The sequence below is a fragment of the Nostoc foliaceum FACHB-393 genome, assembly GCF_014698505.1.
Taxonomy (GTDB): domain Bacteria; phylum Cyanobacteriota; class Cyanobacteriia; order Cyanobacteriales; family Nostocaceae; genus Nostoc; species Nostoc foliaceum_A.
In genome coordinates this window covers 35,578-42,699 of sequence record NZ_JACJTD010000058.1, presented here as the reverse complement: position 1 = coordinate 42,699, position 7,122 = coordinate 35,578, and the positions used below count along the sequence as shown (strand labels likewise).

The 7,122-nt window shown below is 42.9% G+C and carries 2 protein-coding genes; both read left to right on the top strand.

What is annotated here, in order from left to right; genetic code table 11:
• Positions 1-576: 576 nt before the first annotated feature.
• Entirely contained in the window at positions 577-1,914 is a 1,338-nt protein-coding gene (locus H6G92_RS30405; RefSeq protein WP_190899438.1) for a P-loop NTPase fold protein, read from the top strand.
• Positions 1,884-7,064, top strand: coding sequence for a WD40 domain-containing protein (locus H6G92_RS30400; RefSeq protein ID WP_190899437.1), 5,181 nt, complete (start codon positions 1,884-1,886; stop codon positions 7,062-7,064). The genes H6G92_RS30405 and H6G92_RS30400 overlap by 31 nt, the downstream gene beginning before the upstream one ends.
• Positions 7,065-7,122: the final 58 nt, after the last annotated feature.

Genomic DNA, 7,122 nt, shown 5'->3' with positions numbered 1-7,122 from the left:
TACTTCTCCCAAAAATCGAGATTTGGGCATTGTTAAATCTCAACCCAAATCCCGACAACAACCCACTTTGAACTTATCTCCATATCCTGCTTGACATTTTGACCATCGCCTTAAGTTGTCACCAATAGCCAGAGGCTGGGAACGAGAGAAAGCTTTTTCGCTTACTGGCTTTCACCTGAAGTTGACACCAATGCACAACTGTGAATCCAGAGAATATGGTTTAATTCTTTGAAAATTGCTGTGATAGAACTCTATATTCAAAAACACTCCAAAATTGTACTCAACAGTACCTTTTTTTGTGTTAGATATTTTTAATATTCATAAGGGTACCTTATTAAATATTAGATATTTTTGCTAGTTATACTTATAGAAGTATTTCTGCTTACTTAAAATCAAATATTAGTATTGTAATGTGCTACATCTAGCCTATATATGATGAGCAACTAACCGGAATGCTGCTAATTTAGTTAGTATTTTGAGTGAGATGTACTTAAATTAAGGGATAAATTCCTTAAAATCAAATATATTTATTCAGCAGATTTGATCATCCCTATTCCTGAGTGAACTCGATTAGTTATGCTCCTAGATTTAGAAAGATTTTATCAGGCTTGTAATCCGAGCAGGCCTCTAATCATAGGAAATGCCAGCGATCGCAGGTACTATATCGATTTTGCTGCGGTGCGGGGTGGTAAAATCATTGAGGCTTTGCAGCGCACGATCGCTCGAATCTCGCCGGATGTCCCAACCTGTCAACTATTTACAGGACATCTTGGCTGTGGAAAATCAACAGAGTTGTTGCGGCTCAAAGCTGAACTGGAAGTGCAGCAATTTCATGTGGTTTACTTTGAGTCTACCCATGTCTTAGAAATGGCAGATGTGGATGTGACTGATATTTTGTTGGCGATCGCAGGCCAAGTGAGTCAAAGCCTAGAAGCAATGAAAATTAGGCTCAAACCTACCTACTTTACCAAGTTGTTTGGTGAACTTGTGGATTTTTTGCAAACGCCAATTGAACTTGGAGTAGAAGCAGAATTATCTGTGGGGATTGCTAAAATTACAACTAAAGCTAAAGAAAGTCCACAATTGCGGCGGCGGTTAAGAGATTATCTAGAACCGCGAACAGCAAATATTTTACAGTCAATTAATCAAGAATTGCTAGAACCTGCCAATAAGGAACTTAAAGCCAGGGGTAAAAAAGGACTGGTGGTCATTGTTGATAACTTGGATAGAGTCGCAATTCGACCTTTACCATCGGGGCGATCGCTACCAGAATACTTATTTATTCAGCGAGGTGAACAGTTACGCAAACTGAATTGTCATGTAGTCTACACTATTCCCCTAGCCCTGACTTTCTCTAACGATAGCGCCGAACTTCAACATCGTTTGGGGGGTGGAGTCGCACCAAAAATGTTACCGATGATACCTGTACGTTTGCGCTCTGGGGAGATTTTCACCCAAGGGCTAGCAATGATGCAGCAAATGGTTCTGGCTAGAGCTTTCCCAGACATTCTGCCTAGCGATCGGTTAGGCTTAATTACAGAAGTGTTTGATACTCTAGAAACCTTAGATCGATTGTGCCTGATTAGTGGTGGTCATGTACGCGACTTGCTAGGTTTGCTATTTGACTGTCTGCGAGAACAAGATCCACCCTTTGAGCGGGATTGTGTCGAATTGGTGATTCAAAGACAGCGGGATTACCGAGCCAACGCCATCGACCCTCATGAGTGGGAACTAATCTTTCAGGTGGTGCAACAGCAGAGGGTTAGAGGTGATATAGAATACCACACTTTATTGCGAAGTTTATTTGTATTTGAATACCGCGATCATCAGGGAGCTTGGTTTGCCGTCAACCCAGTTTTAGCAGAGACGGAAAAATTTAAATCATGGTTGAACGACACCCACAAGCAGATATAAGAGCAGCTAACGAGCGGGCCTTGCGAAGTTTGGGGAGAGCAATTGCCCTTTCTAGCGGTCAATTCTCCCTGGTATTGGTGTGCTGCAATTATCGAGTTTTGCAAGAGCGAATGCTACAACGACTCGAAGAACTCTCTTCAGGAGTACACCACATTCAAAAGGTAGTTCTGCCGCATAATGCTAGAAGCCTTTACACAAGTATTCATTTACAACTGCTAACCGAAGATAATCCGCCATCGGCATTGATGATTTTGGGTTTAGAGTCAGTAGATGGACTCGATGATCTACTTAGGTCTATCAATCATATTCGTGATGAATTTCGCAAACGCCATCCATTTCCGATGATTTTGTGGATGAATGAGGAAGTGTTGCAAAAAGTAGTCCGTTTAGCACCAGATTTCGCTAGTTGGGCGGCTACACCGATTCGGTTTGAGATGACAAGTCAATCATTGTTGCAATTTTTGCAACAGGAAACTGACTCTTTATTTGCTACGGTGTTACCAACCGATACTGCACAACACCAACCTCCTCAAGTTGCAAAGCATTATTTCACTGTGGAGCAAGTCTGGGAACATAGCTATGAACTCCACTTTGCCATTAGAGAGTTACACAATCGTGGTATTACCCTAGAGCCAAAATTACACGCTAGTTTAGAATTTGTTTTTGGTCTGGATAATTATATTAGCGATCGCATTAATCCAGCTTTAACTCATTTTCAGCAAAGCTTGCAAGTTTGGCAAGAGTTGGCGAAGAGAGGGGATGAGGAGTTTACTTCCCCTTCTCCCTCATCTCCCCCATCTCCCCCATCCCCCCCTGCTCCCTTCACTTCCCCATCTCCCCCATCTCCCCCATCTCCACTACTTCTACGACAGGGAGTCTTGCTGTTTTATATTGGGCTGTGTTATTGCCGTTTAGCAGAACAAAATCAAACAGAAAACCGCCGCCATTGGTACACAGCTAAATCTTATTTTCAGCAGTGCTTGAATATTTTACAGGTGGCTGGGCGTTCAGACATAGTTGCTGGATTTATTGGTCAACTTGCAGAGGTTTTGCAATATCTGCAAGAGTGGGAAGAATTGCAGACTGTTGCTCAAAAGTCTCTAGAGTTGCATCAAACTTATGGTAGTCAAATCCAATTAGCTTGTGACTACGGTTTTCTGGCGCAAGTGGCTGTACACCAGTCGCGGTGGGTACAGGCGAGTATATTAGCACACGTATCACTGCTGAAATTAGGTGAGGCACAAAAGCACAATGACCCTTGTAACTGCTTATTTCCATTACTACTGGGACAAATTTACTATTTAGTTTTAGCGAAAGCACAGCGAAATTTAGGTGAGCTAGAAGTTGCTCGTGAATACCTAGAAAAGGCGACAAAAGAACTACCAGTAGCCTTAGAAAGCAGTGCCCATCAATATGATGCCCATCGTTATATTCGCTTATTGCGGAGACTGCGATCGCTCTACTTTGAAGAAGGTTGCTATCTGGAAGCCTATTACATTCGGCAGAAACGGCGTTCTGTTGAGCAGCAGTACGGTTTTCGGGCTTTTATCGGTGCAGGGCGGTTGCAACCGCAAAGACAGGCGACAAACCCAGCATTGATGTCATCTTCTGGGAGCAGCAGCGTTGCTTTAGAAATTGCGGCTTCTGGTCGAGAGCGTGATATTAATAACTTAATTGGCAGAATTAGCCGCGCTGATCAAAAATTGACAGTGATTCACGGTCAATCAGGGGTAGGTAAGAGTTCTATTGTAACTGCGGGCTTAGTTCCGGCACTGCAAAACCGAGCCATTGGCGATCAAATAGCCGTGCCTGTGGTGCTGCAAGTTTACACCGATTGGGCACGGGAATTAGGGAAATCTTTAAGTGAGGCGATGTCTAGTGATGCATCCCTTGCCATCTACGCTGATATCAAGCTAGAAGCAGTCATTGAACCGGAAGCTTTGCCTTACTCTGACACACCCATCACCATCGTTAGAATTTTACAGCAACTAAAAGAAAATGCTGATAACCACCTGATCACAGTCTTAATTTTTGACCAGTTTGAAGAATTTTTCTTTGGTTATAGCGATCGCAATCAAAAGCAAGAATTTGATAAATTTATTAGCGACTGTCTCAATATCCCCTTTGTCAAAGTTATCCTTTCTTTGCGAGAAGATTATTTACATCGTTTATTAGACTTTAAACATGTCTCAGCACTGGAAGCGATTAATAATAATATTCTTGACAAGCATATCCGCTACCAGTTAAATAATTTTTCGCCAGAATATGCTAAAGCAATTATCAAAAAATTGACCGAGCGATCGCAGTTTAATTTAGAACCCGCTTTAATCGATGCCTTAATCGAAGATTTATCAACAGAATTTGGAGAAGTCCGCCCCATTGAATTGCAAGTTGTGGGAGCGCAAATTCAAGATGAACGAATTACTACATTAGAAGAATATCAACCATATAGACCCAACAAACTCATCGAACGATATCTTAAGGAATTGATCAAAGACTGCGGCCCAGAAAATGAACGAGCCGCGTTACTCGTCTTATATTTATTAACAGATGAAAGTAACAACCGACCTTTTAAAACTCGTGCTGAGTTATCGGCGCAGCTAGCAGAGTTAGAAGATGTTGACAAATTAGAGTTGGTATTAGACATTTTAGTGCGCTCCGGTTTAGTAGTACTATTCCCTGATGTCCCAGAACGCTATCAACTGATTCATGATTATTTAGTAGACTTGATTCGCTATTTGCAACAACAAGAATCGAGCTTACAAGTACAACTTAACCAGTTGCGCTACAAAGTAGAACAGAGTCAAGCAGAGATTGAGCGACTCAAGAGTGAACTTAGCCAAAATAAGCAGCATTTCAAATTGGTAGATCCTCATCCCCAACAGGGTTTGGACTTATTAACAGAATTGCGGGAGTTACACAAGCGCGAAGAATTAAGTCAGTTAGAAATTGAGCAATTACGAGCTGAACTCAAAGAAAAAGAATTAACAGCAAAACTCGCAGAAAGTCAAAAGAAACAAAGGCTCAGTGAAGCTCAATTAAATCGTTCGTTGAAAATTGCACTTACTGCTTCTGTTCTCGCCATATTGGGTTTAAGTATTTCCATCGTGACAGCAGTAGATAGCGAAATTAAAACCCTCAGTGCATCCAGTGAAGCCCTCTTTGCCTCGCAAAAAGGTATTGATGCTTTAAAGGAAGGTTTAAAAGCGGGGAGAAAATTACAACAAGCAATCTGGGTAGATTCCTATACAAGAGAGCAAGTACAGACGGCGCTTTATCAAGCTGTTTCGGGGTTGAGAGAATATAATCGTTTCGACGGGCATCTATCTGGGGTAAATACTGCTACATTTAGCAGCGTTCCCCCTTGGGGTTGGCAGAGCCATCGCTCTTTAATTGCCTCAGCCAGTGCGGATACTACAATTAAACTCTGGCATCCCGATGGTAGCTTGGCTAAAACGTTATCTGGGCATGAAGATGTAGTTAATAGCGCCAGTTTCAGCCCAGATAGTCAAATCGTTGCTTCCGCCAGCCAAGACAAGACGGTAAAACTTTGGAGTCGAGAGGGTCAACTGCTTGCTACCCTATTAGGGCATCAAGGTGTAGTGAATAGTGCCAGTTTCAGCCCAGATGGTCAGATTATTGCCTCCGCGAGTAGCGACAAAACAGTGAAACTGTGGAGTCGAGATAACAAACTGCTCAAAACTTTGCAGGGACATGATGGTGCAGTTTTAAGTGTCGCTTGGTCACCTGATGGACAAACCATTGCTTCCGGGAGTGCTGACAAGAAGGTGAAATTTTGGAATCGGGATGGTAAGCTGCTCAAAACCTTGCAGGAACATGATGATGCAGTTAAAAGTGTAGCTTGGTCGCCCGATGGGAAAATTATTGCTTCTGCTAGTTTAGATCAGACAATCAAACTGTGGAATTTGGAAGGTAAGCTACTGCGAACCCTATCAGGGCATAGTGCTGGAGTTACCAGCGTCAGTTTTAGCTCTGACAGTAAAACGATCGCTTCAGCAAGTACCGACGAGACAATCAAACTCTGGAGTTCTGAAGGTGTGTCGCTCGGCACTCTGAAGGGACATAATAATTGGGTTAATAGCATCAGTTTTAGCCCAGACGGCCGTACCCTTGCTTCTGCAAGTCGGGACAAAACTATTAAACTTTGGCATTGGGACGATGTGTTACTGCGAAAGCCCAAAGTTGATAATAATGACTGGGTGACTAGCATCAGTTTTAGCCCTGGAGGTCGTACCTTAGCCGCAGCCAGTCGAGACAAAACTGTAAAACTTTTCAATCGAGAGGGTAAGCTTATCCGTAGTCTTACGGGGCATCAAGGTCAAGTTTGGGGAGTTAGTTTCAGCCCTGATGGTAAAGCGATCGCTTCGGCTAGTAAAGATAAAACAGTGAAGCTTTGGAGCGGCAACGGTAAACTGCTCAACACCTTACAAGGTCATAATGATACCGTCTTGGGTGTAGCTTGGTCGCCTAATGGTCAAGTAATTGCCTCAGCTAGTAAAGATAAAACGGTAAAACTTTGGAGTCGAGAGGGTATACTACTCAACACTTTGCAAGAACATCAAGATGCAGTGAATTGGGTAAGTTTTAGCCCTGATGGTAAATTGTTAGCCTCAGCCAGTGATGATAAAAACGTGAAACTCTGGAGTGTAGAGGGTAAATTACTATACACATTAACTGGTCATAGTCGCCGGGTAAATGGGGTTGCTTGGTCGCCTGATAGTCAAAGCATTGCCTCAGTTAGCATTGATAGCACGGTGAAGATTTGGAGCCGGGATGGGAAACTGTTAAACAATCTCGCGGGCGATGGCGATAGTTTCATCAGTGTCAGTTTTAGCCCCGATGGCAAGACTCTAGCAGCTAGCAGTGATGACAAAGTGAGGATTTGGAACCGAGAAGGGACGTTACTGATTGCTTTGAAAGGTGATAAGCAAGAGTTAACCAGCGTGAGTTTCAGTCCTGACGGTAAGACTCTGGCTGCGGGTAGTGGTAATGGTACAGTGATTTTCCAGAATTTGGCAGATATCCAACTGGAAAAATTACTAGCACGGGGTTGCGACTTGCTGCATGATTATTTGCAGACTAATCAGAAGCTAATGAAAAGCGATCGCACCTTGTGTTCTAGTAGGTGATAGAGATTGTGTTCCCATTCAGATACTAATTTTACAGCTACGCACTTGTGCATTCTCC

Bases quoted from the DNA above. Each gene is read 5' to 3' on its own strand.
- H6G92_RS30405 (WP_190899438.1), top strand. From the start codon at position 577: ATGCTCCTAGATTTAGAAAGATTTTATCAGGCTTGTAATCCGAGCAGG.
- H6G92_RS30400 (WP_190899437.1), top strand. From the start codon at position 1,884: ATGGTTGAACGACACCCACAAGCAGATATAAGAGCAGCTAACGAGCGG.